The organism is Flavisolibacter nicotianae, from assembly GCF_003628535.1.
GTDB lineage: Bacteria > Bacteroidota > Bacteroidia > Chitinophagales > Chitinophagaceae > Flavisolibacter > Flavisolibacter nicotianae.
The window spans coordinates 147,162-171,422 of the sequence record NZ_RBCI01000007.1 but is presented as its reverse complement, the minus strand read 5'-3'; the positions used below and the strand labels follow the sequence as shown (position 1 = coordinate 171,422).

Below are 24,261 nucleotides of genomic sequence, written 5' to 3'. Positions count from 1 at the left end.
TAAAAGATAAATTATGAGCAACAATATTGAAGGTAAAGTAATCGTGATTACTGGAGCAAGCAGCGGGCTTGGTGAAGCAGCAGCAAGAAATTTATCAGAACAAGGAGCAATTGTTGTCCTGGGTGCCAGACGTGTAGAACGCATACAAGCATTGGCAGATGAGCTAAACAAAAATGGTGGAAAAGCTCTTGCGGTTGCAACAGATGTAATACAAGTGGAACAGGTAAAGACTTTGGTTGATGCAGCTGTAAACACCTATGGTCGTATCGATGTTCTCATTAACAATGCCGGCTTAATGCCTCATTCACCTTTAGAGCGTTTGAAAATAGATGAATGGAACCAAATGATTGATGTAAATATTAAGGGTGTATTATATGGTATTGCAGCAGCATTGCCTTACATGAAACAACAAAAGTTTGGGCATGTAATTAATGTTTCATCCGTTGCCGGCCATAAGGTTCGCCCCAATGGAGTGATATACTCTGCCACAAAACATGCAGTACGTGTTATTTCGGAAGGACTTCGCCAGGAAGTAAAACCTTATAACATTCGGACAACAATCATTTCTCCAGGTGCAGTAGCAACAGAATTGCCTAATAGCATCAGTGAGCAGGATATTGCAGCAGACATTAAAGACTTTTACGAGAATTTTGCTATTCCTGCAAGTGCATTTGCACGGGCTGTTGCCTTTGCCATTAGCCAGCCGGAAGACGTAGACATCAATGAAATCCTATTTCGTCCTACAAGCCAGCAATTGTAACAATTAAGAAAGAGGCAAAAAAATGAAGAAAATAATCATCATAGGTGCAAGCGGAAGCCTGGCTAAATACGTGACTGAAGAATTGCAAAATCAAACAGATGCTCAGCTAACCTTGTTCTTGCGGAACAAGAGCCGATTGAACAACCGCAATCTTTCAAATACCAAAATTGTTGAAGGCGATGTTATGGATTACCCGAAACTCAAAGATGCTATCAACGGTCAGGACATTGTTTACGTTAATCTCGCCGGCAATCTCGAAGCAATGGCAAAGAACATTGTGAAAGCAATGCAGGAAATAGGGGTGGAAAGAATTATAGCCATTAGCTCAATAGGCATTTATGAAACACCATTGAGATCAGTTTTAAAACCTTATAGAAAATTAGCCGATGTGATAGAATCATCTGGTCTTGATTATACTATTTTAAGACCTGATTGGTTTACAAATGGCAATGAAATCGTTTACCAGCTTACTCCCAAAGGCCAGCCAGAGAAAGGAAGATCTATATTCCGTAAAAGCATTGCATCATTTATAGGAAAGTTGGTGGTTAACCCTGAAATCTACGTTGGAGAAAGTCTGAATATCTCCAGGCCCAATTGATACTGAATAGCACTCTGGATAAAAAAAGATTCGAACGTTTTGTTGAGTTAATGAGAAAAAGCCTTGTAAATCAAGGCTTTTTCTGTCTTTGGACTCGACCAGTAAAAAGTCGAACCAAATATGGGATTTACTGAGAAGAATCCACACTTTAAAGCCTATTATCGGACAAACATTCCCTTCAAGACCTACCCGTAAAAGAAAGGCTAATTTTGGAATCGAAGATCAAAAGGCAATGAAAACAAGTAAAACCTCAACAGTGCCAGCAGTATCAAAGCGTCGGTCAAATTTATTCGAAAGAAATAGACAGTGTTCCCGAACCCTTTTCAGGAGTTGGAGAAGTAAATTGGCAGCTTCTAGTTTTATTATGCGCAACCTCTTTCTAAGTGAGTGACCAAAAGTTTTTTCAAGAATGGGTAGGATGGTAACTTAATAGATGCGGAAACAAAAGTCGGCAACGGAATTTGGCTTTGATCGTTACGTCAAAGGCCGGCTACAGAAGGTGATCGCTCAGGTGAAGGGCAAAAGGACCTATATCCGTCTACGGGCTGTCCAGATGGTGGTAGAAGGACAGTTGATAAGCGATGTTGCGCAACTCTGGGACATAACTATCCGTGTACTGTACAACTGGATAAAGACCTATTTAACCAACCACCAGCCTCAATCCTTATTTGACAAACCCAGGGCAGGCCGCCCTCGTGTGGCTATGCAGCTTACAGACAATAGGATCGCAAAGGAACTTAAACGTAGCCCCATGCGTCTTGGCTACTTTGTTAACACCTGGACGGTAGCTACGCTGGCCGATCACCTGAATAAGCGTTATGGCTGCGCCATCACTCCCCGCACGCTTTACCGAAGGATGAAAGCCATGGGGCTGGAATGTAAACGGCCGAAATACTTCTACGAGGAGAAAGACCCCAACAGGACGCAAAAAAAGGGGCGATCGTCCGAAAGCTAAGTGGAATGCCTTCTTCAGCCATGCTTCTTTTTGAAGATGAAACCATCATCCCGCTTTTTCCAGGGTTGCGGCGAGGTTGGTCACGGAAGGGAGAACAGGCCCTGGTGCCCATTAGTGGAAAAAATGCCCGCCGGGTGCTCTTTGGCGCAATTGATATGAGAACAGAACATCGCATCGTGGCCCCGTACCGCAACATGGGCCAAGTGAGTTTTCAGCAGTTTCTACGCCTGTTGCGGCAGCGCTACAGAGCCAGGGCCACCTGGATGCTTCTGGATGGGGCAGGATGCCATAAAACGCCCACAAGTTTGCAGGTGGCGCAAGAACTGCAAATCACCCTAATTACCCTGCCCAAACAGTGTCCGGAATTGAATGCGATGGATCACTTGTGGCGGGCTTTAAAAGCAGATGTGTCCGCAAACTTTCAATATCCAAACATTGACCAGCATGCAATGGCAGCAGAAAAATATATCCTGGCCCTCTCCAACAAAGAAGCACTCACAAAAGCCAGCATCCTCTCCGGAAACTTCTGGCTGAAAACTTTTCTGAAATGACTTTTGGCAACTCACTTAGGTACCATTTAGCGCAGGTCGAAACAGCCTTTTTCATGGAAATATTCGTGCTGGTAACTTTCCGCAATAACAACATTGCTTGGCAGCATAGCGAGCATTTACGAGAAATCCCGGGTAAACTCGAGAAGCGCTTGCCTTCACCGCCAAATGCACCGTGAAGTCTTCCAAAAATGTAATTCAGTATTATCGAGTTTATTTCTGGTGAAATCACGGAAATCCACGATGGTTGTTTATGAAAATTGCATTTCTGCAGGCATTCACCCACCCTCCTTGCATGTTACATTTAAATGTAACGCGGCAAACAACTAGGACATCAAGTGGCAGTTCGCAAGCTGGTACGCACCAGTACTAACGGTGCGCAAGGCGGAATAAAGCCTGCCATACTGTGCGCAGGCATGCTACGGTGGGTTTCTGCCATTTCACGGGATTACCTGTGTTTTCCGGCGGCTGCACGGCGCAATGCCAATGAAGCTACTGCTCCTTACCTGTTTTCTGCGTGGCCTTTTAAAAGCGGACCGACTTTCAGTGCTGGGCCGGTGCCGACAAACCGAATGAGCGCCGGGTGTTTTCAGCGCCGCAGACAAAACAACGCGGCTGCACCGGCACTGCGGCGCGTCCAATCTCGTGATTTCTCGAGCTTACACGCGGTTGCCCAGTCCTGCGCGGATAGTCGCGACTAAAATCGAGACCATTCCTTGTCCGCTGCACCGGTTGCAGCCATGGTTGCGCCACCGCTTTTCAACAACTGCATTTTGCCATTTGCACGGTTTGCTCTGGCGCGGTCAGATACGCGGCTGCGCCGGCTATTGAGCGCCGCATCCATTGACCACTTTGGCAGGCGCACAGCTTTTGTGTACAAAACAAATCATGTGCGCAAAGGAACTGTTCCCTACCACTGCGCAGAATCACTAGCTGCAGTGTCTCACCAACCACCTACCGGCCACAATGGGTGGTCCTTGCAAGGGTATCAAACCTTTCCTCGCAACATGTAGCAGCGGCTGTTAAATTAACCCATTACCATTAGCATGGATCAAACGGTGGGCGTTGCATTTAAATAGAACGCGCACCAAAAAGACCATAACTGTGGATTGAAAGATTTTTTGTGGAAAACAACCAAATGAGTGAACCTACATCGGGTGCGAATAGCCCGGGATTCTCCAGACATTGACCCAGCACATCTTGATAGGGTCAGGTGTGCTGTTTACTTTTCCTGCATGGAAACTGTCGTGCAAGAACTACAACGAAAAATAAAGATTATTCAACGAGCAGCGGATCGCAGCAAAGGAGGGCAAAAAGAACTGTTTGAACGCTGCCTGCAAAATGCCCGTCAGACCATGGCCAACTATTTGGAAGTGGAGCGTATCCTGCAACAGAGCAGGCGGTGAGCAATGCGCCTAACACACATCTTGCAGCTTTCGTAAGATGAAGGAAGAACACAACTTTTCAGCTGCCCTGGTGCTGTGCTGCGGGGCAACTTTGGCTCCACTGTTAAAGTGGGTTTGACATTTAAAAATACTATGAAAACGACTGGTTGCCGGAGCTTAGATTGGCAAGAAATCAAACTTTGGCCCTTTTTTGTTCAACTATCTATCAAAGTCAATGATTGCAATGGAAATTCTGTTAAAGGGCGTTTACACAAGCAAAAAGCCTCCCTTGTTGGGAGGCCTCGTGTCAGCTTAAGTTATCAAGTGCCGTCATTCTTTAGGAGTTTGTTTTAACTGTATTTGTGTCAAAAAGGCTTTTTGCTTTTGCCGTTGAAGGGCTAAATAAATTATCGCCGTACCGCAAACGGCAAGGCTGACCAGCTGCAGCTTCTGAGCACGCAAGGATTTGTTTAGGGCAAGGCCATGACCTTGCAGTTTGCTTAGATAAGGATGGTTGTTATAGTACATATTCTTCGTGTTTGATGGTAAAGGTTCCATTGGGTTGCTGGTCCAATCGGTGGTGAAGAAAAAAGAATGTCAGCAGCCCGTTTTCTTCTGTGTAAGTGACGTTTTTATCCAACTGCACTCCGGCATGGTTTAGCTGGTCAATTGTGACAGTATGTTCAAAAGTGTTTAATAGTTTTTCAATTGCTTGGAACTGCTGCTTGTGCAGGGCCACATACTTTCGGTACTGCTCTTCGGTGATTCTTCGCCGGTCTGCGTTTTTGTCGTCTTTGCAGCTAACGACATTACCGTTGTCGTCAACATAGGTTCGGCAATGGTTTCGGAGCTTGTGCTCCTGGTCAGGAATGGGTTTGTCGCAATTTTCGCAATGCCGGTCATCGTAATAAGTGAGTTCAGAATTCATGAGGATTAGATTTGGTTATGAAAAAAATGATTGTTGTTTGTTCATTTACTTGTTTCGAATGCGCTTACTTTTAAATAGCGATAGAACACCGTTATCATCTGTGCTGATTTCTGCCTGGGTGAGTTTCCGGTGGTCTTTCAGCCAGTTATCAAGTTCGTCCTGAATAAAATAAAGGACTTTGCCAGGCTTATGGTGTGGGATAAGCCGTTGGGAGGTGTAGCGGTACAGTGTCGCCACAGACGTGTTCAAATAGGCCGCCGCTTCCTTGATGGTCAGTGGGCCAGCTTTAGCAGTGGCGGGCCTACAGGCCTGTTCATTGAGCACGGCCCGAACGGCTTCTTCAAGGAGGAGCCTTAGCTGTTCTCTGGGTATAATGATCAAAGGGTCCATGATTACGTGTTATTGGACCAAAAGTAGAGCGCAAAAGATCGTTCGGGGGGAAAGTTCGGGGGACCCGACCTTACTCGTTTAAGGGTATATCCTTAGAGACTACTGAGGAGATATCATGTAAACCAAGCCTCTCGAACAAGTTGCGGACAAAGATCAAATCTTGCTGGAATCCGCCCTTGGTTCGATCTTTTAACGGGTTGCTAAGGCGTTTATAGATGTCAGTGTTCTTAATGTCCTTAGCCAAAAGCTGCAATCCAGTTATACCCTGCACGACCCGTGCTCTTTCCAAAACGGATGAATTGTTGTTCGCACCAAGTGTTTCAAAGAGATAATGCAAAAACAGGATTTTTCTGTTGTTGGTAAATCCATCTCCGACAGTGCTTTCCTGCAAGGCTTCCACGGTACTCTCCTCCGCTTTTTGTTTCGTAAGCGAACTGATAAACTCTCCAATTTCATCTTTGCGTACCTCTGTATATAATTGGGGATACTTTTTTCCACAATTTGATATGAACTCACTCAAGGCTTCACTGTCATCGCCAAAGGTGTAAACAAAATGATAATTCAAAAAGGCATGCGTTTCCAAAACGTCGGTAAAGAACAGCTGTAATGAAAAAAACAGGGGGAAAAACGGGTCTTCAAGTGCGAGTACACAGGCTGCATCAAAGTCCACGAACTCTGTCTGCCCGTTGTTGTTAATGGTGTGAAAACCAACCAAGGGAAATGCGTCCTTGTAATCTTTAATAAACTTCGACTCAGCATTAAATCGTTCGCTCAGACGCTGCACTTCTTTTTCCCGATTTTCAACAGGCAAGCTGTCTGTATGAAAAACTTTCTTTTGAGCAAGGGTAGTCACAAAAGCTTCTTCAATATCTTTTTGCAAAAAGCTCCTGTCCAATTGCTGCCAATTGTCTAGTAAACAGGAATAAACGTGTCCTGTGTTGATTGTATAATCATTGTTTTTGTCACTATAAAAGTTCTGTGTGTTCATAGTCATTAGTTCAGAATTTTCACAATAAACCTTTGCTGATTTCATCCAAGATTTTGCTTTCAAAGCTGTCGAGGTAAACCTGCGTGGTTTTCTCCGAGTCATGACCAAGCATTTCACTGATGAGGGAGGTGTTCACGCCTTGTCGCTTTAAAATAGTGGCAAAACTGTGTCTTGCCACATAAGTGGTTAGCTCGGCATCAATGCCACAAAAAAGAGCGATTGCTTTTAGGTCTTGATTGATTTTGCGCAGCATCTTTACTTTGCGATTGTAAATGGCAGTGGGTGTCTTATGCCTTTCACGTAAAATGGGAAAGATGTAAGCACTCTTTTCCACCTGGTTCTTTTCTTTGTAGTGAGCGAGAATATCATGTGCAGGCTCAAGCAGTCCCAATGAAAAACGTTCTTTTGTTTTTTGCCGCACGTAAGTGAGCCGTCCGTTTTGAATGTCACTCCATTTAAGAAAAGCAATGTCGGTAAAGTTCATGCCCCTGCAGTAGTAGCTGAAAAGAAAGATGTGCTTTGCATCCACAAGTTCTGGATGGGTGGTAAGGTCCAACACCTTAATTTTTTCAATGTCGTCTTTGGTGATGGCCCGTTTTGCCGTTTTGATCTTACTGTACTTGCCCAAGGAAAAGTTCTTGAAGCCATAATATTTTGCGGGACACACCTCTTCTTTAATGGCGCGATTGATCAGCGCCCGAAGTGTGCGTAAGTAAATGTAGGTGGTGTTGGCACCCTTGCCTGCTTTTTTTAGGTATTCTTCAAGTGCAATCAGAAATGCTGTGTTCACTTCAGAAAAATGCTTGTCCATACCATTTGTGAAGCGCTCCACATTGTTTTTGGTATCCTTATACACACTGGCTGTTTTTACCTGCCCGGTGGCTTTCAGCCGTTGGATGACATTGTCAAAAAAGCGAAAGAGGGTAACTGAAGGTTTACGGGATTTTTGTAGCCTGCTTTTAATTTCTTGTGCCGACAAGTTTTTATCGTCCTGCTCTAATTCCAACACCAGTTTGGAGGCTTCCAGCTTCTTTTTTTGAATGAGCAGCACCGAATCTTTGTACAGTGGGTGCTTTCGTTTGGGCAGTTCTTCTTTTTCGTCCCACAGATGTTTGGGACAGGAAAACCCAACAGAAATATACTTTGGCTTACGATCTTTAATGAGGCGGAGCAACACGGGATGCTCGCCGTTGGACAATGTTTTGGAGGTAAACAGGACCACTTTGACAGACGTATGCATAGAGCAGCGGTTTAAATTAGGTTTAAACAAACCTACGTAAAATTGCGAAAAAAGAAAAACCGTCGACAAGAATTAAAACTAAATACTTCTGATATACAACAATTTGCAAAACAACGATAAACATCGATAAAATTATTCCTTCTGCCTTACAAGCAGAGGGTCCGCGGTTCGAACCCGTGTGCTCCCACACAAAAAAGACCTCTATCATACTTTTAAAAAGTGTTTTAGAGGTCTTTTTGTTTTTAGCCTGCCTTCTTGCCAATTATCTCCAACCGACATTTGCCTGTACATATTTTAAACTTCATTGTGTTTCAATTCCAAAGCGCAGAGAAAGAACATTCGCCCTCATTGTTGCCTACTAACTCTCTAAACAAAAGCTGCATTATCTGTAAGAATTAGCCGTCAACTGTATGACTGCTATGAAGTGGTTTCCCAAGTTTTCAAAATTTAGTAAATGAATACAAAGACCAGCTGCAAAAGAGTTACCCGGAAATCAGAACCACTCATTCAAAAGAAAGGGTCCCATTCATCAAGTTGAAGGTGCAGGGTTGTTTCCTCTTTCAGGCAAATTCGGTAATGCCGGAAGAAGTAACCAAGCCGGCATTCACCTATTGCGCCGATTTGGTATTTTTTGTTTACGGCAATTCCAAAAACTTTCCGGGTCCCAGTGTCTACTCGGATCGCAGGCTTTTTACCGGGTTCAGAAAAGCTGTTCGCAAAGACTGGTAGCTAAGCGTTAACACCGCAATCAGCATGACGACGATGCCGGCAATAGCAAACAACCACGGACTGATTGTGATGTGATAGGCATATCCCCGCAGCCAGTTGTTCATAGCCCACCACGCAAGCGGAAAGGCAATAAGAATGGCCAATAAAACCAGGCGTACAAAATCCTTCGACAGCATCAGCATGATATTTTGCACCGATGCACCCAACACTTTGCGGATACCAATTTCTTTTGTGCGAACTTCTGCATTGAAAGCCGCAAGGCCAAACAGGCCGAGGCAACAAATAAGGATGGCAAGGACGGCAAAGCAACGGGAAAGAACGGAGACCCGTTGCTCCGATACATATTGTGCACGGTAGGCATCGTCCACAAATGCGTAGTTAAAAACAAAACCGGGATTGTAGCTTTTGTAAAACGCCGCAAGGTTGCGCAGGGTTTGGGTTTCTTTACCCCGCTCTATCCGCGCCATGATTGCGGAGGTGTTTTTAGGACGATAGAAAAATACCATCGGTGCAATGGCTTCGTGCAGCGATGTTACATGAAAATCTTTTACCACGCCAACGATGGTTTTGTCTTCTCCCCACATTTTCACCTTCGTACCAACAGGATTTTTTAGCCCCATCACCTTAATGGCCGCTTCATTGAAAATGAGTCGTGTGTCTTCCGCACCATATGCAGGTGAAAAGCTCCTGCCCTCCGTCATTTGTATGCCCAGGGTTTCCAGCAGGTCATAATCCACGGCCCTAACCGTAAAGTCGATAAGGTCTTTGTCGGTCTTGCCGGGCCATTCGATTCCGTAGGTAGAGCCGCCCGAAGTACCCGATTGAACGATTCCCTGTTGAATGGCGGAGGCTTTCACGATACCGGGCTGTTTACGCAATTCGGCAAGAAATGCATCGGTGTTTTGAACGGCCACACCTTCCTTGTCAAAAGCAATGACATTGTCCTTGTCGTATCCCAGGTTTTTTGATTGCACATAATCGACCTGCTGGTGGATCACCAATACCGCTATGATAAGGACAAGGGAAACGACAAACTGGAAAACGACCAATCCCTTGCGGGCCATCAATTCACCGAATGAACCCCTTATCTGCCCCTTTAAAACCGTAATGGGACTGAAGTGCGACAGGTAAAAGGCAGGATAGCTGCCGGCCAAAAGGCCGGTTACCAGCGTTGCTCCCAGGAGCAGGGAAATGAGTCCAGGAGAGAGCCGAATGTCAAATTCTTTTCCCGTTACCTCCCTGAACAAAGGCAGAAAAGCGGCAACCAGGAAGCAGGCAATAAGCGAGGAAAGAAAGGTAATCAAAACCGCTTCGCTCAAAAATTGGACGATGAGCGCTTTCCGGGTTGAGCCAACGACTTTTTTCACACCCACCTCTTTCAACCGCCGCGATGCCCGTGCCGTTGAAAGGTTCATAAAGTTGATGCAGGCGATGACGAGGATAAAAAGCGCCACAAGCGAAAACAGCCGTACATAGTCGATTCGTCCGCCAGCCAGTTTCCCGTTCTCGTAGTGGTTATACAGGTAGGCACTCGAAAAAGGTCGTACAAAAAGCGTAAAAATGGATCCTTTAAAATAGGTGTTGATGTAGGGGGCGACTTTCGCATTGAAATGCCGGACATTGGTTCCGGGCTTTAATACAAGATACGTTTCCGGCCCTTCGTTCCACCATTTCTGAAAATTGGGAACCACATCGGCCATCAAAAGATCATATGCCAGGGCAAAATCGAATTGCAGCGAACTGTTGGCCGGCAATTTTGCAAACACACCTGTTACTGCACTATTCTTTTTTATCCCCATTACCTCCCACTCAATCGTCTTGCCGACGGCGTTTTCGGGAGAACCAAACAGACTTTTGGCAAGTTCTTCGGAAATGACAATCGCATTTTTATCGTTGAGTACCTGTGTGTTGTTGCCCTGCAGCAAGGGAAACGTGAAGGCTTTGAAGAAATCTTTTCCTGCAAACAGGCCGGTGTTCCGCACCACTTTGTCGGCGTTCCTGAGCTGGAGATAGATGCCTTCTTTTTGCAGGGAAAAAACCGGTACAGCCATTTGCACTTCCGGGAGATCCTTCAGCATGGCAGCGGCCAATGGACCCTGGGTTTCCTCATGAATAATCATATTCCCGTTTTCCTTACTGCTTTCCATCACCTGGAAAAGTTGTTGATCGTTGCGGTGAAATTTATCGAAGCTTCTTTCATCCTGCACCCACAAGAAAATAAAGATGACACAGGCGAGGCCGGTAGACAGGCCAAACAGGTTGATGAGAAAAGAACCCTTGTGTCGTTGCAGATTCCGGATGGCAATCCGGAGGTGGTGTTGAATCATGTCTGCCGGTTTTGAATGCAAGATCGTACCAAGAAGATGCCGGGATGCTACCGGGCTGTTTGTCAGGCATTTTTGAAATTGAAACGATCAACACTGTTCGATTTTGATACAAAAACTGTCCGGATGCAAACCCGGTAGCGATTGTGTAAACTGCAAGGTTTCCGTAGAAACCTTTCATCGAAACGCGTTGACCATTTTAGCATGTAAGTCAATTCTACGCATCAACATTTTTCCAACACATGGTTCATGCGGTATTTAACAAATGGTTTTTTTTGGTAATTTCAAAAGCCCCAGCTAAATACAACGCCCCATGCAATACGACAAAGCGCAGTCTTATCTCATGTCCAAACTGGAGAAAAACCTGCCTGCGAACCTTAGCTATCACAATGCCCGTCATACAAAAGAAGTAATCCGGGTAGCGCAACAACTGGCAGTGGCCGAAAAGCTTTCCGGACATGAAACTGAAATCCTCCGGACAGCCGCCCTTTTTCACGACGCCGGCTTCCTGGAAGGCTACGACAATCACGAGGATCTTTCCTGTAAACTTGCCCGGGAAATCCTGCCGCAGTTTGGCTATAAGCCTGAAGAAATCGAAGACATCTGCAAATTGATACAAGCCACACGCTTTGCGCAGAAACCAGTCAACAAACTTGAAGAAATTCTCTGCGATGCGGACCTTTCTTACCTGGGAACTGACAACTACTTTACCGTCTCGGAATCCCTGTTCATTGAGTTACAACAGGCAGGAAAGCTAAAGTCCTGGGAAGAATGGCAAAAGATGCAGATCAGGTTCCTGGAAACCCACCAGTATTACAGCCATACAGCCGCCAAAATGTACACAGGAAAAAAATCGCATAACCTGCTCCTTTTTAAATCAGGCGTGCGGAAAACCGAAAACATTCACAGCAAACGCATTCGCGTTTTGAAAGACGTGGCACTGATTGTCCTGGGCGTGTTGGCCGCTGCATTCGGGCTGAAAAGTTTTCTTGTTCCGGAGCATTTTTTCGACGGCGGCGTTACCGGTATCGCTTTGATCCTCTACAGGGCCTTTGGCTTCAACCTTTCGCTGACGACGTTTGTTTTAAATCTTCCATTTGTTATCGCCGGTTATTTTGTCGTCAGCCGATCATTCGCTGCCAAAGCGTTGATTGGTGTCAGCTTGCTGGCACTTTGCCTGCTGATCGTGCCCAATCAAAGCATTACGCATGACCGTTTACTGATTGCTTTTTTTGGCGGCTTCTTTATTGGTGTGGGCAGCGGCCTGGCCATCCGGGCCGGGGCCGTATTGGACGGAACGGAGGTCCTTGCCCTGTACACATTGCGCCTGACCAATTTTACAATTGCGGAAATTATCCTTGCCATCAATATCGTCATCTTCAGCATGGCTGCCCTTGTCGAAAACGTGGAATCGGCCTTTTACTCCATCCTAACCTATATCGTTGCTTCCAAAACCATCAACTATGTCGTTGAAGGCGTTGAAGCCTATACCGGCGTGACCATCATTTCGGGACAGAGCGAGATGTTGAAAAGCCGCCTTGTCAATGAGCTGCGGAGGAGCATTACCGTGTACAAAGGAGAACGGGGTTACCTCCCCGGCAATCTTACAAACACAGCCGACTGCGATATTATCTTCACGGTGATCTCCCGCCTGGAGTTGCGCAAATTGAAAAACCTGGTGTACCAGTCCGATCCGAATGCCTTTGTATTTGCCAGTACCATTAGTGAAGCGTCGGGCGGGATTTTAAAAAACAACCGTTTTCATTAAACGGTCGTTGGCCCTTGTGTAATTACACGGCAAGAGCAATCAATTTTTATCACTGCTTTTTCTCCCGTTTTTGAAGAATGTATTCATAAACAGGAGCTGGTACTGAACGGAATTGCTCCAGTACGCCCAGTTGTGCGCCCCGGGACGGGTTATAAAATCGTGTGGAATGTTGCGGTAAAGCAGTTGTTCATGCAGGTTTTTATTTACCTGGAAGAAGAAGTCCTCTGTGCCGCAATCAATGAGGAGGGCCAGTGAATTGGGTGTCAATAAGTGGAGCAGGTTGATCACGGTATTCCGTTCCCAATTTTCCGGTTGTGCGGCATAGCTGCCTAACCGTTTCGCCATATCCCAGTTGTTCGGAAAGGGCCTGATGTCGACTCCCCCGCTCATGCTTCCGGCGGCACCAAAGACATCCTGGTGTTTGATGGCAAGATAAAGTGCACCATGTCCACCCATGCTAAGGCCAGTAATGGCCCTGCTTTTCCGGTCCCTGGCGGTTTTGTAATGGCTGTCGATCCAGCCTACCAGCTCTTTTGTGACATATGTTTCATACTTGTAGGCGTTGTCGACAGGACTATCCCAGTACCAACTACCATAGGCGCCATCCGGACAAACAATAATCAACTGGTATAAATCAGCCGCATTTTCGAACCCTTTGGCTTTTGTGACCCAATCACTGTAGTTGCCACTGTATCCATGGAGTAAATACACGACCGGTAATTCCGTTAACCTGGCATAATTGTCCGGTGTGACAACCACAGCTTTGATGTTCTTTTTCATGGACGGACTATAGGTTTCAACCGTGTCGATACGAGCAGCGTGGAGGACATGCACTTGCGTAAAAAACAGGAGGCTAACCAAAACAGTTTTAAGGATTGTTTTCATATGAACTCAAAGCTAGGGCCGTGAATTCATTTTTTTTCCAATTCAGGCAATTTTCAGGGTACAATCCGGCAAGTCTTGTTTATGACGGAAAGTGGAACAAATTTCCGCAAGCGAAATCAGTAAAGAAAAATTGAAGCAGGCTGATAATTGAGTATATTTATTACGCTACCCCTTGTTTACGGCCCGCCCCTTTATTCTTCACTCTTAAAACATTTCAATTATGACGCTTTTTTCAATGCGCATGCTTGCTGTATTGGCGGCAACGCAGCTTTTCCTGCTTGCCTGTACCAGCAATGATCAAAACAAGCCTTCTTCCGCAACAACCAGCGACACTGCCGGAAAAGAGACGAGCACCACGCCGGCAACAACGACTCCCACAAGCACGATCGTTACATCGCCGCAGGCCATGTTGATTGTTCGGCACAAGGTCAAAGATTTTACAGCCTGGAAAATGGCTTATGACGGACACGATTCTGCAAGAATGTCCAGCGGCCTGCACAATTATGTGATCGGTCGTGGTGCAACTGATTCAAGTACGGTTCTGGTAGCCCTGAAAGCCGACGACATGGCGAAAGCAAAAGCCTTTGCCAAAAGTTCCGGCCTGAAACAAGCCATGCAGAAAGGTGGCGTTATGGGCACACCCACTGTCCAGTTTATAACCATGACCTTCCAGGATACCGCCAGGATAGGCGCCACCCTCCGGTCCGAAACAACGTTTAAGGTCAAAGGTTGGACTGCCTGGGAAAAATCGTTTAAGGAAGGAGAACAGGAACGGATAGACAATGGAATCGTTGTCAGAGCATATGGCCACGACGCGGACGATAGCAACCAGGTACGATTGGTTACGGCGCTTACCGATACAGCAAAAGCCTATGCTTACTGGAAGTCAGATCAATTAAAGAAAAGACGGGCAGCATCGGGAGTGCTTACCACACCGGAGCGATTTGTGTTTCGCATTGTGCAACGGTATTAGTGCTTACAAAAGAGTAATGCAAAAAAAGCCGTAATTCTTTTGCGGCTTTTTTTGTTCGAATACGAAGGCGATGAAAGCCAATTGGCGTACGACAATCCAACTTCTGACAAAGGGGTGTCGGTATTTAACAGCAATAGTGAGTCGGGGTAAAATTCTCTTTCATCAGGTTATTCGCATCCTTCCAGCGATACGATAACACCTTCGTTTCCTGCCAACGTAAACCCAAATTCAAAAGGCTGTCCTTCATTTTCCGCCTGTATCGAAAGAATGATTTTCCCTTTTCGCCTCTCCTCTTTCGGCTCATAAACAACCGCGTCGCCGGTCAAATTCAAAACGACAAGGAAAGAGATGCTGCCAGGTTCTTTTCTGATAAAAGCCAGCAGCTTTCCGTTAGTAACGACCGGGTAATAATCACCGCTATAAAGTGACGGTTCTTTTTGGCGTAGGGCAATCAGCCGCCGGTAAAAATGAAGCAGTGAGGATGGATCATTCCTCTGTGTTTCCACATTATTTTCTTTGAAATTTTCGTCCAGCCGCAGCCAGGGCTTGCCCGTAGTAAAACCGCTGTTCTCTGTCGCATCCCATTGCATAGGGGTTCGGATCGGATCGCGGCTCAGGTTCTTATCCGGCATCAGTAAGCCTTGCGGATCCTGGATTTCGTTTTTGGGAATGGTAACGTTTTGCATGCCGATTTCGTCACCGTAATACATTGTTGGCGTACCACGAAGGGTGAGCAGTAAAAGCGCTGCTACCTTCGTTTGCGCTTCGCCGATCCGGCTGATCAGGCGGGGCCTGTCGTGGTTTCCGATGTTCCAGTTTGGCCATGCCTTGTCCGGAAGTGCTGCTTCGTACTGGTCGATCGCGATGCCAATATCTTCGGCTTTCCAGGGCAGAAAAAGCAGTTGAAAATTTCCTGGCATCTGGGCGCCGCGTTGTTCCTCTCCATAATACCGGATGGTCTTGTCCATCGACAGGTACAACTCCCCCATCAGCACTTTGTCTTCGTATTCGTCAAGCAGGTCGCGAAACCGACGTACGATCGCATGCACTTCCGGCTGGTCGCATGAAAAAACCTGGAGTAGTTGATCGCAGTCGGGCATCGACGATTTAAAGTTGGGATTACGGGGATTGTCGCGCCATTTTTCGTCTTTTGCCAGATGCCACATCACGTCTACCCGGAATCCGTCCACCCCTTTGTTCAGCCAAAAACGCATGACGTCGAGTATGGCTTCCTGCACGTCGGGATTGCGGAGGTTTAAGTCGGGTTGTTCTTTTAAGAATGCATGATAGTAATATTGGCCGCTTTGTTCATCCCGTTCCCAGGCGCTTCCGCCTAATACACCGAGCCAGTTATTTGGTGGCCGGCCATCGCTTTTGGCGTCCTTCCAATAATACCAGTCGCGTTTGGGATTGTCGATGGAACTGCGGGATTCCTTGAACCAGGGATGCTGGTCTGAGGTGTGATTGGGAACAAAATCGACAACGAGCTTCATGCCTCGCTGATGCACCGCAGCAACCAACTCCTCAAAATCTTCCATGGTTCCAAACAACGGGTGAACCGCCGTGTAGTCCGAAATATCGTAACCAAAATCTTTCATCGGCGATGGATAGAACGGTGTCAGCCAGATAGCCGTGACGCCAAGCCATTCCAGGTAGTCAAGTTGTTGCAAGACACCGCGCAAATCACCGATGCCGTCGCCGCTGCTGTCTTTGAAAGACCGGAGATAGACTTCATAGAAAATGCCGGTTTGCCACCAGGACGTTGCTTCCGGCGTTGAATGTTTTTCCAGCTTATGCATAAAACGACATTTTAAAAGATTGTACCACGATCTTCATTGATTCAAAGGCAGGTCACACTTTTTTATTCGGCGGAAATGTGGGAACTTTTGCAGCAAATGCCGGGCGGTGATGCGGCCTTTCAACAGCCGGCCCATCGATGGCAGTCTTACCTTTGCGATATGACAGAAAAAGAACTTTCGTCACATTTTCCCAGCCTGGAAAAAGAACTGATCGAAGAGATTGTCAGGGTAGCCGACATCAAATCGCTAAAAGAAGATGAAATCCTGATGCGGACCGGCCAGAATATTCGTTCGGCCTTGCTCGTGCTGGACGGGCTGATCAAGATTTACCGGGAAGACAACCAGGGTAATGAGTTTTTTATGTACTACCTGGATGCCGGCAAGGCATGCGCCATTTCGCTTGTTTGCGCATTGGGCCAGGAAACCAGCGGTCTGATGGCAAAAGCCGTTGTGCCGTCTACGGTCCTGGGTATTCCCGTGCAATATGTTGATGCGTGGATGGGTAAATACAAAAGCTGGGCGCAGTTTGCCGTTGGTTCTTATCGGGAACGCTTTGACGAATTGCTGCAAACGATTGACCATATTGCTTTCCGGAACATGGACGAACGATTGGTTTTTTACCTGAAGCGTCACCAGGAGACCTTTCATACCAACATCATTGATGTGTCGTTCACAGAAATTGCACAGGATCTTAATTCATCCCGAGAAGTCATTTCCCGCCTCATGAAAAAGCTGGCCGAAAGAGGCCTTGTAAAAACGAACGGCAACCATGTGGAATTGCTGAATTTGGAAAAAGCGCTGTCGTGACCAACATCACGAAAGATGAATTTCGTTTGTCGCAGCTTTGCATGAAAACAAGCAGCATACATGGAAACTATCGGATACATTGCATCTCTCCTTATCGGGATCTCACTTGGCCTTATTGGTGGCGGCGGGTCTATCTTAACCGTTCCAGTGATGGTCTATTTGTTTGGCCTCCAGCCGCTGCTTGCAACGTCCTACTCTCTCTTTGTTGTCGGTTCCACCAGCCTGGTTGGTGCTTTTAACAACCTTCGAAGGGGTTTGGTGAATATGAAAGCAGCTCTTTTGTTCGGTGCTTCTTCTATCGTGACTGTTTTTCTTACCCGTAAGTTTCTCGTGCCGGCAATCCCGAAAACCATTGTGACGATTGGCGGTGTGCCTGTCACCGAATCCCTGCTGACCATGGTGCTTTTCGCCCTGTTGATGCTGATTGCTTCCATCAGCATGATCCGCAACAAAAATGTGCAGGCCGAAGATGAAGAAAGCAAGAACAGCATCCGGTTTGACAAGCTGGTTGTTTATGGCGTAGCGATCGGACTGGTAACCGGTTTGCTTGGTGCCGGTGGCGGTTTTTTGCTGATCCCGGCCCTCGTTTTACTGCTCAAACTTCCCATGAAACGGGCAATCGGCACATCGCTGATGATCATCGCTTTGAATTCTCTCATTGGCTTTACCGGCGACCTGGGCCATTTTTCGATGGATTGGTTCTTCTTACTGAAAGTAACGCTCATTGCCATTACGGGAATTTTCATTGGCGGCGCTCTGGGCAAAAAGATCCAGGGCGAGAGGCTGAAGAAAGGATTTGGTTGGTTTGTGCTGGTGATGGGTGTTTATATTATTTTAAAGGAAACGATCTTAAAATAAACCTGGTGATAACTGTGATCGCAGTCACGTTCAATATCGTCCGACAGGGCGAAATTTATATTTCAAACATCAATACACAACAATGAAGATAGAACAGATTTATACAGGCTGTCTTGCACAGGGAGCCTATTATATAGAGAGCGAAGGCGAAGCCGTTGTGATCGATCCGTTGCGGGAAGTAGATCCATACATACAAAAAGCAAAAAACAATAAGGCAAGAATCAAATATGTTTTTGAGACCCACTTCCATGCTGATTTTGTATCCGGTCATCTCGATCTTTCAAAGCAAACGGGTGCGCCGATAGTCTATGGCCCTAACGCCAATCCTTCCTTTGACGCAATCATTGCAAAAGATGGCGAGGAGTTTCAAATTGGAAAAGTCAGGTTTAAAGTTCTGCACACTCCCGGCCATACAATGGAAAGTTCCAGTTACCTGCTGAAAGACGAGGCGGGAAAAGACGTGGCACTGTTTTCCGGTGACACATTGTTTATCGGCGATGTAGGCCGGCCAGACCTTGCACAAAAGGCAGCCCACATGACGCAGCAAGAACTGGCCGGTACGCTTTACGATTCGCTCCGAAACAAGATCATGCCCCTGGCCGATGACATTATTGTTTACCCGGCCCACGGCGCCGGAAGCGCTTGCGGCAAAAACATGAGCAAAGAAACGTCCGATACACTTGGTCACCAGAAGCAAACGAACTACGCCCTGCGGGCCAATATGACCAAAGAAGAATTTGTCAAAGAGGTCACCGCAGGGTTGGCTGTACCTCCCGCTTATTTTCCCCTCAACGTAATGCTGAACAAACAGGGTTACGAAAGCATAACAGACGTTATGCGGCGCGGAAATCATGCACTTTCGCCTGCGGCATTTGAAACGGCGGCCAACGAAACTGGTGCCATTATTCTTGACACAAGAGACCCGCAAACCTTTGCCAGTGGCTTTATTCCCAATTCGATCAATATTGGAATCGATGGAAGTTTCGCTCCCTGGGTTGGCGCTTTAATTCCGGATATCAGGCAACAAATATTACTGGTAACCGACAAAGGGCGGGAAGAGGAAGTCATTACCCGGTTGGCACGAGTCGGTTACGACTATACGATCGGGTTCCTGGAAGGCGGATTTGCTGCATGGAAAAATGCAGGCAAAGAAGTGGATCATATTCCATCCGTTACTGCAGAAGAATTTGCAGATAAAAGGGAGAAAGGAACGATACAGGTTCTCGATGTCCGCAAGCCCGGTGAATTTACCAGCGAGCATGTAGAAGGTGCGTCCAGCACACCGCTTGACAACATCAACGATCATTTGCCGGCGCTGGATAAAGGCCAGACGTATTATGTGCACTGTGCCGGTGGATACCGTTCCATGATCTTTAACTCCATCCTTCGGGCAAGGGGGTATCACAACCTGGTTGACGTGAAAGGCGGATTCAAAGCCATCAAGGAAACAGGTACTGTGCCAGTCACGGCATACGTCTGTCCATCAACATTGGTAAAAAAATAAAAAGCAAAATGTCGGGAGCAAACTATTTTATCCAGTCATCGTATGGCAAGCCGTACAAGCAGTATATAAACTGGGTGGCCGATGATGCGTTGGCCTATTGAAAATTGCCAGTCAGGGTAAATGCAGTCAACATTTTTGCAAACCATTTTTTATGCAATCCAGAAGAAATTTCCTGCAATTTTCGACACTAGCGGGTCTGAGTTTGACCATTAACCCCCTTTCGTCCTTGTTGCCGGTCGAAAACAGTCCTACTGCAACAGCAGAACCAGGGTTCAAACCGGGGAAAGGCCAGCAGGTTCTCACCTTGCTGCAAACAACCGATGTGCATTGCCAGTTGCACCCGCACGATGAATTGTTTTGGGAAAACGACAAAATGGCTTTCCGCCAGACTGGCGGCTATGCGCACATCGCAACGTATTTTAAGAAGGTTCGCCAACAAAATCCGGCTACGTTTATCATCGATACCGGCGACATGTTCCAGGGCAGTATGCTAAGTGTGGAAACGACCGGCAAAGCCCTTCAACCGGTTTTAAATGCAATGGACTACAATCTTTACCTGCCGGGCAACTGGGAAGTTGTGTATTATAAGAAAGGCATGCAGAAGCTATTAGGTGGGTTGGATGCGCCGAAGATCTGCGCCAATATGTACCACGATCTTGGCGGTGGTCAAAAAGGAGAACTGATCTTTCCTCCCTATACAACCTGGAGTGCTGCCGGTGTGAAAATTGGTTTTATCGGTTACACGGATCCGCTGGTACCTATCCGCCAGTCACCTGCGTACAGCAAAGGCATTGTGTATACCCGGCCGGAAGAGAACCTTCCTTATTATATCAATGTCCTCCGTGAGCAGGAGCAATGTCAATTGGTGATCATCCTTTCGCATTTGGGATTATCGCAGCAAATTGCACTTGCGAACAGAGAAGAATGCAGGGGCGTCGATTATATTTTTGGTGGCGACACACATGAACGGGTGCGCAAACCCATTCAATGCACGTATGCAAAAGTGGTGGAACCCGGTGCGTTCGGCTCTTTTGTTGGGCGCCTCGACTTGCTTGTGGAAAACGGTAAGATTGTCAACGAACAATATTCTTTGCTCGAAGTGGATCCGTCGAAATTCCAGCCCGACGAGGAACTCGTTCGGATCATTAAAGAAGCCGAGCAACCGTTCCGGCAATCGATGGATAACGTAATTGGCTATAGCAAAGTGCCGTTGTACCGCTATTTTGTCGTGGAAAACTCGATTGATACCTTGATTATCGATGCATTGAAATGGAAGGTGGGGACAGATATTGTTCTTTCAAATGGATTTCGCTTTTGCCCGCCGCGCAGCAAAAAAGACAGCACCGGGAACATCCCGATCACAGAGGCTTTTTTGTACGACATGCTGCCCGTTGATTCCCGTGTTCGAACAGGTAAAATCTCAGGGCGACAATTGAAAGCCTGGCTTGAAACCGAATTAAACAATGTTTTCGCAAAGGAAGCATCCCAGCGGCTAGGTGGCTGGATCGTCAAGTTCAAGGGGATGAAGGTTCGCTTTAGGGCGTTCGATGAAAGGCGAAGGCGCATTCAATCCATGACCATTGATGACAAACCGGTCGCAGACGAGCAACTGTACACGATTTGTGCCTGTGAACGGGAGGGTGATCCCCCGAATATGCTGTGCCGGCTGGTAAATGTTGCCGAACCGGAAAACACGCCCTATCATTTACACGAGGTGGTAAAGGAATATCTTTCCATTCATTCGCCAGTGGCCCCTTTACCGGAAAAAAATGCGATAGTACTCGATGCACCACAAAACCTGTTAACCCAGGTAACCGGTGTGGATTACACTTTTCACTAAATAAATTACGTTTACTCTCGTTGGCGTGATTTAGGTCACGTGATAAGAAAAGAATAGATTTCAATTTTACCCATAAAAAATCGACAGACAATGCTTGAACTCTTACGACAACCCTGGTCCTGGTATGTGGCCGGAGCACTCATCGGCCTCACCGTACCGGCGTTGCTCTTGCTGGGAAACAAATCGTTTGGCATTTCAGCCAACCTTCGTCATGCTTGTGCCGCCTGTTTTCCCGCCAACATCAAGTTTTTCCAATACGATTGGAAAAAAGAAGCCTGGAATTTGTTTTTCGTGGGTGGCATCCTCGTCGGCGCTATCATCGCGACCCAGTTTTTATCAACACCAGAACCGGTAAAGGTCTCTCCTGCCCTCCTGTCGGAACTGAAAACCTATGGTATCCAGGATCACGATAAACTCCTGCCCCGTGAAATCTTCAGTTTCCCGGCCCTGTTTACATTAAGGGGATTCGTCATGCTGGTGGTGGGTGGCTTTTTGGTAGGTTTTGGTACACGATATGCCGGCGGCTGTACCAGCGGTCATGCCATCATGGGCATCAGTAACCTGCAGGTTCCATCCATGATCGCAACGGCTTCGTTTATGGTGGGCGGTTTTATCATGGCCAACCTTATTCTCCCCTTCATTTTAAAATTGTAAAGCAAAAACATGGGTGTTTTAAATAAATTTCAATCTGCACCGGTAAAAGAAGTGTCACTTCCCGACACCGACTACGAAGTCAGAACGCTGGATACCATCTGCGTAAACGAATCAGCGGTACAACACAAATGGTACGATAACCTGAAATATGCGTTTGTTGGGATCATTTTTGGAATTGCCTTTACAAAAGCCGAAGTCATTTCGTGGTTTCGCATCCAGGAGATGTTCCGCCTGCAAAGTTTTCACATGTACGGGGTTATCGGTACGGCTATCGCGGTTGCCATGATTTCTGTCTGGCTGATCAAGCGCTACAAGCTCAAGACCATCGATGGTGAGCCAGTCCGGTTTCATCCCAAAAAATTCAATAAAGGACAGATTATCGGTGGATTGATCTTCGGATTTGGCTGGGCCATGACCGGCGCCTGTCCCGGTCCTCTTTTTGCGCAGATCGGCGCCGGCTTTTTCGTGGTTGCTGTTGTACTTGCCAGTGCAATTGCCGGCACCTGGGTTTACGGCTATTTGAGAGAGAAACTGCCGCATTAGTTTTTGCCTGCCGCATGAAAGATTTCTCCAAAAGGGGAATGAACTCGCTCATTCGTACAGAATTCCGTCAGGAGCAGTGCATACATAACATAAAAATGTTTAAGCCAGCAGGAAGGTCCCACCTATAAAAATCATTTTACCCAAAATAAAAGCAGGCTCTCGATCGAGGGCCTGCCGTCATTAAACCAAACCACGCATCAGTATATTATCCAATCCTGGTAATTCAAATTCTTCTCGGTGCTTTCGTCAACGTCCTGCTCTTTAAATCCAACGCCAGTCAATTATATTGGCGATATACTACATGCTGTTCATTAAAAAATATAAAAGGTTAACCGGCGTAACCGTGACAACTGTCACACAAAGAAGCCCCCTGTAGAAACAAGGGGCGCAACCAAAACTAACTGCTTGTATGTAAGCGAGTTTGTCGTATGATTTATTCACTCATCACGACCGGTGCCTTCGTTCATCGAAAACTGCATTCCCAATCTTTCTATCCCGGCTCCTCTTTTGTCGAACATGTCGATTGCACCCGGTTTTCACTGCCATCTGCAACCTGTGTGCAAGATGATATTAATTTTCTTTACAAAGCGTGACTAAAATCACGCTCGGGCAACAGACTGCTTTCGTTTCGGAGTACCCTCTATTGAAGTCCTAGTGAATGATCGAAAATTTTGTCCGGTCACGTTTTTGCGTGGTCGTTCAATTGACTGATCGGTAAAAGTTCTGCATTTTCAAACGTCATGCGCCGATTAGCGGTAAATTCAGTGGAGAATTTCGTTTTTGGGCAATGAGAAAATTTGAATTCGTGTCGAAAGAACCCACGTAAATAACAAAAAATAGGGCTAAGGTAGAAACCTCAGCCCGTTTTTAATCCGTACCCTATGAAAACTGCTTATAAGTTAGCAAGAATCGTACCCGGAAATTTAGCCTTAGAAAAAATATTTTAGGTGACAAATAACCCCAATTCGGTAAATGACTCCACGCTTATTTGTTGCATTGTGCTTTGGTTTTGTATTTACCACCACAAGTTGCAACGTATTGAAAGATTCTCCCAAATATGGATTTTCAGAAGGCTATTACCAAAGCCGTATTTTTCATAAAAAAAAGAAGAAAGTCTACGTGGTGCCCCAAGACGACTCGGTGAAAGTGTATACTGCAAAGAGCCTGCAAAAACAATTTGTGGATACCACCTCCTCGCTAAAAATCGCCTTTCCACCCAATCAAAAACCGCTTCAGTTTGAGGACTATTTCTTTCGAAAAGCAACGTTTGACATCGACGTCCTTACGATCCCGTTCAAATACCGCCCAGCTGTAGCCCGTTTTCCCAGGCAGTTGAATGCCACGTTTAACGGCGCTCTTTATGCCGGCTTCCGTTCCGATCTGTATCGTCTCTCCTATTCCCAAACACCGTTGCGGTTGTTTAAAAGAAGAATTACCCATTTTGGATATAGCTTCGGCGCCATTGGCGGCATTGGTACCAGCAGGATCGACGAATATGTGACCAACAATAACATTTCGATCCAGTACGACGGTACGGTTGCTTTTGCCGGACTAAACCTCCTGGTCGGTGTAGAAACTATCAGCATTGGCCTGGCGGTTGGCGCCGATCACTTGCTCGATCCCAACCGGAAGTACTGGGTGAATCAGGGTAAACCCTGGTTTGGTGTCAGCTTTGGCCTTAACCTTAATTAGTGTTTTATCGCGGCCAATGCCATGCCTGTTGTGAAGTTTTCTTTTTCGAGGGAACCCATTCAGTTAATCCTTTAATTTGTTTGAACGGCCTGG

At 46.5% G+C, this 24,261-nt stretch carries 22 protein-coding genes; 14 read left to right on the top strand and 8 right to left on the bottom strand.

The annotated features are described in order from the left end of the window. Positions 1–13 precede the first annotated feature (13 nt). The 5 genes from D6024_RS18180 (at position 14) to D6024_RS26840 (ending at position 4,267) form a co-directional block, all read left to right on the top strand. Positions 14–760 (top strand): SDR family oxidoreductase, encoded by a 747-nt coding sequence (locus D6024_RS18180; RefSeq protein WP_121356179.1) that lies wholly within the window; start codon positions 14–16, stop codon positions 758–760. A gap of 22 nt (positions 761–782) precedes the next feature. Further along, positions 783–1,358 (top strand): NAD(P)H-binding protein, encoded by a 576-nt coding sequence (locus tag D6024_RS18175; RefSeq protein WP_121356178.1) that lies wholly within the window; start codon positions 783–785, stop codon positions 1,356–1,358. Between the two features lie 433 nt (positions 1,359–1,791). Continuing rightward, positions 1,792–2,313 (top strand): helix-turn-helix domain-containing protein, encoded by a 522-nt coding sequence (locus tag D6024_RS18170; protein ID WP_121356177.1) that lies wholly within the window; start codon positions 1,792–1,794, stop codon positions 2,311–2,313. Between the two features lie 5 nt (positions 2,314–2,318). Beyond that, complete coding sequence (locus tag D6024_RS18165) at positions 2,319–2,864, top strand: transposase (protein ID WP_121356176.1); 546 nt, start codon at positions 2,319–2,321, stop codon at positions 2,862–2,864. 1,232 nt (positions 2,865–4,096) lie between these two features. Next, positions 4,097–4,267, top strand: a complete 171-nt coding sequence (locus D6024_RS26840) for a hypothetical protein (protein WP_162944867.1) — start codon at positions 4,097–4,099, stop codon at positions 4,265–4,267. Positions 4,268–4,576: 309 nt separating this feature from the next. On the opposite strand, the gene D6024_RS18155 is transcribed toward D6024_RS26840, so the two are convergent. The 6 genes from D6024_RS18155 to D6024_RS18125 all read right to left on the bottom strand — a co-directional run bounded on the left by D6024_RS18155 (position 4,577) and on the right by D6024_RS18125 (position 10,848). Beyond that, on the bottom strand, positions 4,577–4,774 hold the full coding sequence (locus D6024_RS18155; protein WP_121356174.1) for a hypothetical protein: 198 nt from the start codon (positions 4,772–4,774) through the stop codon (positions 4,577–4,579). Continuing rightward, positions 4,764–5,174 (bottom strand): hypothetical protein, encoded by a 411-nt coding sequence (locus tag D6024_RS18150; RefSeq protein WP_121356173.1) that lies wholly within the window; start codon positions 5,172–5,174, stop codon positions 4,764–4,766. The genes D6024_RS18155 and D6024_RS18150 overlap by 11 nt, the downstream gene beginning before the upstream one ends. A 45-nt stretch (positions 5,175–5,219) precedes the next feature. Next, on the bottom strand, positions 5,220–5,564 hold the full coding sequence (locus D6024_RS18145; RefSeq protein WP_121356172.1) for a helix-turn-helix domain-containing protein: 345 nt from the start codon (positions 5,562–5,564) through the stop codon (positions 5,220–5,222). Between the two features lie 70 nt (positions 5,565–5,634). Then, on the bottom strand, positions 5,635–6,552 hold the full coding sequence (locus D6024_RS18140; protein ID WP_121356171.1) for a hypothetical protein: 918 nt from the start codon (positions 6,550–6,552) through the stop codon (positions 5,635–5,637). 19 nt (positions 6,553–6,571) lie between these two features. Next, the gene (locus D6024_RS18135) at positions 6,572–7,792 is read right to left on the bottom strand and encodes a site-specific integrase (RefSeq protein WP_121356170.1); all 1,221 of its coding nucleotides are present in this window, start codon (positions 7,790–7,792) and stop codon (positions 6,572–6,574) included. 671 nt (positions 7,793–8,463) lie between these two features. After that, entirely contained in the window at positions 8,464–10,848 is a 2,385-nt protein-coding gene (locus D6024_RS18125; protein WP_121356168.1) for an ABC transporter permease, read from the bottom strand. Between the two features lie 310 nt (positions 10,849–11,158). Between D6024_RS18125 and D6024_RS18120 the strand changes: the two genes are divergently transcribed. Then, positions 11,159–12,613, top strand: a complete 1,455-nt coding sequence (locus D6024_RS18120) for a YitT family protein (RefSeq protein ID WP_121356167.1) — start codon at positions 11,159–11,161, stop codon at positions 12,611–12,613. 39 nt (positions 12,614–12,652) lie between these two features. On the opposite strand, the gene D6024_RS18115 is transcribed toward D6024_RS18120, so the two are convergent. Continuing rightward, positions 12,653–13,498 carry an alpha/beta hydrolase gene (locus tag D6024_RS18115; protein WP_121356166.1) on the bottom strand — a complete coding sequence of 282 codons (846 nt, stop codon included), beginning with the start codon at positions 13,496–13,498 and terminating at the stop codon, positions 12,653–12,655. A gap of 220 nt (positions 13,499–13,718) precedes the next feature. On the opposite strand from D6024_RS18115, the gene D6024_RS18110 reads away from it, so the two are divergent. Beyond that, complete coding sequence (locus tag D6024_RS18110; RefSeq protein WP_121356165.1) at positions 13,719–14,471, top strand: hypothetical protein; 753 nt, start codon at positions 13,719–13,721, stop codon at positions 14,469–14,471. Positions 14,472–14,638: 167 nt separating this feature from the next. Here D6024_RS18110 and D6024_RS18105 read toward each other — a convergent pair whose 3' ends face one another. Further along, entirely contained in the window at positions 14,639–16,270 is a 1,632-nt protein-coding gene (locus D6024_RS18105) for an alpha-amylase family glycosyl hydrolase (protein WP_121356164.1), read from the bottom strand. Between the two features lie 75 nt (positions 16,271–16,345). Between D6024_RS18105 and D6024_RS18100 the strand changes: the two genes are divergently transcribed. From D6024_RS18100 to D6024_RS18070, 7 genes are all read left to right on the top strand, one after another. Next, positions 16,346–17,077: a Crp/Fnr family transcriptional regulator gene (locus D6024_RS18100; protein ID WP_240410075.1), complete on the top strand. Its 732-nt coding sequence runs from the start codon at positions 16,346–16,348 to the stop codon at positions 17,075–17,077. Positions 17,078–17,137: 60 nt separating this feature from the next. After that, positions 17,138–17,935, top strand: coding sequence for a sulfite exporter TauE/SafE family protein (locus D6024_RS18095; RefSeq protein ID WP_121356163.1), 798 nt, complete (start codon positions 17,138–17,140; stop codon positions 17,933–17,935). 82 nt (positions 17,936–18,017) lie between these two features. Further along, complete coding sequence (locus D6024_RS18090; protein WP_121356162.1) at positions 18,018–19,439, top strand: MBL fold metallo-hydrolase; 1,422 nt, start codon at positions 18,018–18,020, stop codon at positions 19,437–19,439. 151 nt (positions 19,440–19,590) lie between these two features. Beyond that, the gene (locus D6024_RS18085) at positions 19,591–21,279 is read left to right on the top strand and encodes a bifunctional metallophosphatase/5'-nucleotidase (protein ID WP_121356161.1); all 1,689 of its coding nucleotides are present in this window, start codon (positions 19,591–19,593) and stop codon (positions 21,277–21,279) included. Positions 21,280–21,369: 90 nt separating this feature from the next. Continuing rightward, positions 21,370–21,933, top strand: coding sequence for a YeeE/YedE family protein (locus D6024_RS18080; protein WP_121356160.1), 564 nt, complete (start codon positions 21,370–21,372; stop codon positions 21,931–21,933). A gap of 9 nt (positions 21,934–21,942) precedes the next feature. Next, the gene (locus D6024_RS18075; protein WP_121356159.1) at positions 21,943–22,476 is read left to right on the top strand and encodes a YeeE/YedE family protein; all 534 of its coding nucleotides are present in this window, start codon (positions 21,943–21,945) and stop codon (positions 22,474–22,476) included. A gap of 972 nt (positions 22,477–23,448) precedes the next feature. After that, on the top strand, positions 23,449–24,168 hold the full coding sequence (locus D6024_RS18070) for a hypothetical protein (RefSeq protein ID WP_121356158.1): 720 nt from the start codon (positions 23,449–23,451) through the stop codon (positions 24,166–24,168). Positions 24,169–24,261: the final 93 nt, after the last annotated feature.

Coding starts and splice junctions, on each gene's coding strand:
- D6024_RS18180 (WP_121356179.1), top strand. CDS start 14: ATGAGCAACAATATTGAAGGTAAAGTAATCGTGATTACTGGAGCAAGC.
- D6024_RS18175 (WP_121356178.1), top strand. CDS start 783: ATGAAGAAAATAATCATCATAGGTGCAAGCGGAAGCCTGGCTAAATAC.
- D6024_RS18170 (WP_121356177.1), top strand. CDS start 1,792: ATGCGGAAACAAAAGTCGGCAACGGAATTTGGCTTTGATCGTTACGTC.
- D6024_RS18165 (WP_121356176.1), top strand. CDS start 2,319: ATGCCTTCTTCAGCCATGCTTCTTTTTGAAGATGAAACCATCATCCCG.
- D6024_RS26840 (WP_162944867.1), top strand. CDS start 4,097: ATGGAAACTGTCGTGCAAGAACTACAACGAAAAATAAAGATTATTCAA.
- D6024_RS18155 (WP_121356174.1), bottom strand. CDS start 4,774: ATGTACTATAACAACCATCCTTATCTAAGCAAACTGCAAGGTCATGGC.
- D6024_RS18150 (WP_121356173.1), bottom strand. CDS start 5,174: ATGAATTCTGAACTCACTTATTACGATGACCGGCATTGCGAAAATTGC.
- D6024_RS18145 (WP_121356172.1), bottom strand. CDS start 5,564: ATGGACCCTTTGATCATTATACCCAGAGAACAGCTAAGGCTCCTCCTT.
- D6024_RS18140 (WP_121356171.1), bottom strand. CDS start 6,552: ATGAACACACAGAACTTTTATAGTGACAAAAACAATGATTATACAATC.
- D6024_RS18135 (WP_121356170.1), bottom strand. CDS start 7,792: ATGCATACGTCTGTCAAAGTGGTCCTGTTTACCTCCAAAACATTGTCC.
- D6024_RS18125 (WP_121356168.1), bottom strand. CDS start 10,848: ATGATTCAACACCACCTCCGGATTGCCATCCGGAATCTGCAACGACAC.
- D6024_RS18120 (WP_121356167.1), top strand. CDS start 11,159: ATGCAATACGACAAAGCGCAGTCTTATCTCATGTCCAAACTGGAGAAA.
- D6024_RS18115 (WP_121356166.1), bottom strand. CDS start 13,498: ATGAAAACAATCCTTAAAACTGTTTTGGTTAGCCTCCTGTTTTTTACG.
- D6024_RS18110 (WP_121356165.1), top strand. CDS start 13,719: ATGACGCTTTTTTCAATGCGCATGCTTGCTGTATTGGCGGCAACGCAG.
- D6024_RS18105 (WP_121356164.1), bottom strand. CDS start 16,270: ATGCATAAGCTGGAAAAACATTCAACGCCGGAAGCAACGTCCTGGTGG.
- D6024_RS18100 (WP_240410075.1), top strand. CDS start 16,346: ATGTGGGAACTTTTGCAGCAAATGCCGGGCGGTGATGCGGCCTTTCAA.
- D6024_RS18095 (WP_121356163.1), top strand. CDS start 17,138: ATGGAAACTATCGGATACATTGCATCTCTCCTTATCGGGATCTCACTT.
- D6024_RS18090 (WP_121356162.1), top strand. CDS start 18,018: ATGAAGATAGAACAGATTTATACAGGCTGTCTTGCACAGGGAGCCTAT.
- D6024_RS18085 (WP_121356161.1), top strand. CDS start 19,591: ATGCAATCCAGAAGAAATTTCCTGCAATTTTCGACACTAGCGGGTCTG.
- D6024_RS18080 (WP_121356160.1), top strand. CDS start 21,370: ATGCTTGAACTCTTACGACAACCCTGGTCCTGGTATGTGGCCGGAGCA.
- D6024_RS18075 (WP_121356159.1), top strand. CDS start 21,943: ATGGGTGTTTTAAATAAATTTCAATCTGCACCGGTAAAAGAAGTGTCA.
- D6024_RS18070 (WP_121356158.1), top strand. CDS start 23,449: ATGACTCCACGCTTATTTGTTGCATTGTGCTTTGGTTTTGTATTTACC.